The organism is Protofrankia sp. CiP1_Cm_nod4, from assembly GCF_982290645.1.
In genome coordinates this window covers 1-2,285 of record NZ_CEVIVC010000247.1, presented here as the reverse complement: position 1 = coordinate 2,285, position 2,285 = coordinate 1, and the positions used below count along the sequence as shown (strand labels likewise).

At 72.4% G+C, this 2,285-nt stretch carries 1 protein-coding gene; it reads right to left on the bottom strand.

Annotated elements, in window-relative coordinates:
* Positions 1-36 precede the first annotated feature (36 nt).
* Positions 37-2,226 (bottom strand): malate synthase G, encoded by a 2,190-nt coding sequence (locus AC5LSR_RS23640; protein WP_250282338.1) that lies wholly within the window; start codon positions 2,224-2,226, stop codon positions 37-39.
* Positions 2,227-2,285: the final 59 nt, after the last annotated feature.

Here is a 2,285-nt window from a genome sequence, read left to right as displayed (position 1 = left end):
TGGCCGCACCCTGGGTTGACTCCACCGCGGCGAGGGTCAGCCGGTCGGGACGGCGGTGAGCGCCTTCACCTCGCGCCGCCGGCGGTGGAGGATCAGCTCGGTGTAACCGTTCGGCTGCCGGGCCCCTTCGAAGATCAGCTCAGCCGCGCTCCGGAAGGCGATGCTGGAGTCGAGGTCCGGCGTCATCGGCCGGTAGCTGGCGTCCCGGGCGTTCTGCTGGTCGACGACGACCGCCATCCGGGCGAGGCTCCCGCGGACCTGCTCGGGCGTGATGACCCCGTGACGCAGCCAGTTCGCCATCAGCTGGCTGGAGATGCGCAGCGTGGCGCGGTCCTCCATCAGCGCGACGTCGTGTATGTCGGGCACCTTGGAGCAGCCGATCCCCTGGTCTATCCAGCGGACGACGTAGCCGAGTATCGACTGGATGTTGTTGTCGACCTCCCGCTGGCGGTCCGTCTCGCTCCAGTGCGACGGGTCGCCGACGGGAATGCGCAGGATGTCACGGACGTCGGCCCGGCTACGGCCCGCGATCTCCTCCTGGCGGGCGGCGACGTCGACCCGGTGGTAGTGCAGCGCGTGCAGCGTCGCCGCGGTCGGCGAGGGCACCCAGGCCGTCGACGCCCCGGCAAGAGGCTGCGCGATCTTCTGCTCGAGCAGGTCGGCCATCAGGTCGGGCATCGCCCACATGCCCTTGCCGATCTGGGCGCGGCCGCGCAGGCCGGCGGCGAGCCCGACGTCGACGTTGTGGTCCTCGTAGGCGGCGATCCAGCGCTGCCTCTTCATGTCGGCCTTGCGGACCACGGGACCGGCCTCGAAGGAGGTGTGGATCTCGTCGCCCGAGCGGTCCAGGAAGCCGGTGTTGACGAACACGATCCGCTCGCGGGCCGCGTGGATCGACGCGGCGAGGTTCACCGTCGTGCGGCGCTCCTCGTCCATGAGACCGATTTTGATCGTGTTGGGCGGCAGTCCGAGCAGCCGCTCGACCCGGCCGAACAGCGCGACGGTGAACGCCACCTCGTCGGGGCCGTGCAGCTTCGGCTTGACGATGTAGACCGACCCGGTCCGGCTGCCCGGCCGCTCGGCGTCCGCGCGCAGGCCGGGCAGGGCGGCGAGCGAGGTGACGACCGCGTCGAGGAGGCCCTCGAACACCTCCTCGCCCGCGCCGTCGAGAACCGCGTCCGTGGTCATCAGGAGCCCGACGTTGCGGACCAGCAGCAGCGCCCGTCCGGGCAGCCGGAGCTCGCCCGCGCCGTCGGGGGCGGTGAAGACGCGGTCGGGCGCGAGGGCCCGGGTGAACGACGAGCCGTCCTTGACGACCTCGGCGGCGAGATCGCCACGGTTGAGCGCCAGCCAGTTGCGGTAGGCGGCCACCTTGTCCTCGGCGTCCACCGCCGCGACCGAGTCCTCGAAGTCCACGATCGTGGTGACGGCGGCCTCGAGGACGACGTCCTGCACTCCGGCGGGGTCGCCGGCGCCGATCGTCCCCGCCCGGTCGACGCGGATCTCGACGTGCAGCCGGTGGTGGACGAGCAGGACGCGCTCGGGCGCCTGCGGCGGACCGGTGTACCCGCGCAACCGCGCGGGGTCGGCCAGTGACGTCGTCGCGCCGGAGAGCAGCGTCACCACCAGCTCTCCGGCGCTGACGGTGTAGCCGGCCGCCTCGGCGTGGCTGCCCGCCCGCAGCGGCGCCACCTCGTCGAGGAACGCCCGCGCGTAGGCGATGACCTTCGCCCCCCGCACCGGGTTGTAGGGGCCGGAGCGCGCGGCCCCGCTGTCCTCGGCGATCGCGTCGGTGCCGTAGAGGGCGTCGTAGAGAGAGCCCCACCGGGCGTTCGCCGCGTTGAGCGCGAAGCGCGCGTTGAGCACCGGCACCACGAGCTGGGGGCCGGCGACGGCGGCGATCTCGTCGTCGACACCGCCGGTCGAGATCTGGAACTCGCCCGGGCCGGGCCGCAGGTAGCCGATCTCGGTGAGGAGGTCGTGATAGGCGTCGGCGTCGTGCGGACGCCCGGCGTTGGCGCGGTGCCAGGCGTCGATCCGGTGCTGTAGCCGGTCCCGCTCGGCGAGCAGCGCCCGGTTGGTGGGGGTCAGGTCCGTGACGATCTCCTCGACGCCCCGCCAGAACCGCCCGGCGTCCAGCCCCGAGCCGGCGAGGGCCTCGGACGTGACGAAGTCGTACAGGATGGTCGCCACCTGGAGTGTTCTCACCCGGGTGCGGTCGGTCATGAGGTGCCGCCTTTCGCGTCGTCAGGGGCAGAACCAGGAGCGGAGGCAGGGGCGGGATC

Bases quoted from the DNA above. Each gene is read 5' to 3' on its own strand.
- AC5LSR_RS23640 (WP_250282338.1), bottom strand. From the start codon at position 2,226: ATGACCGACCGCACCCGGGTGAGAACACTCCAGGTGGCGACCATCCTG.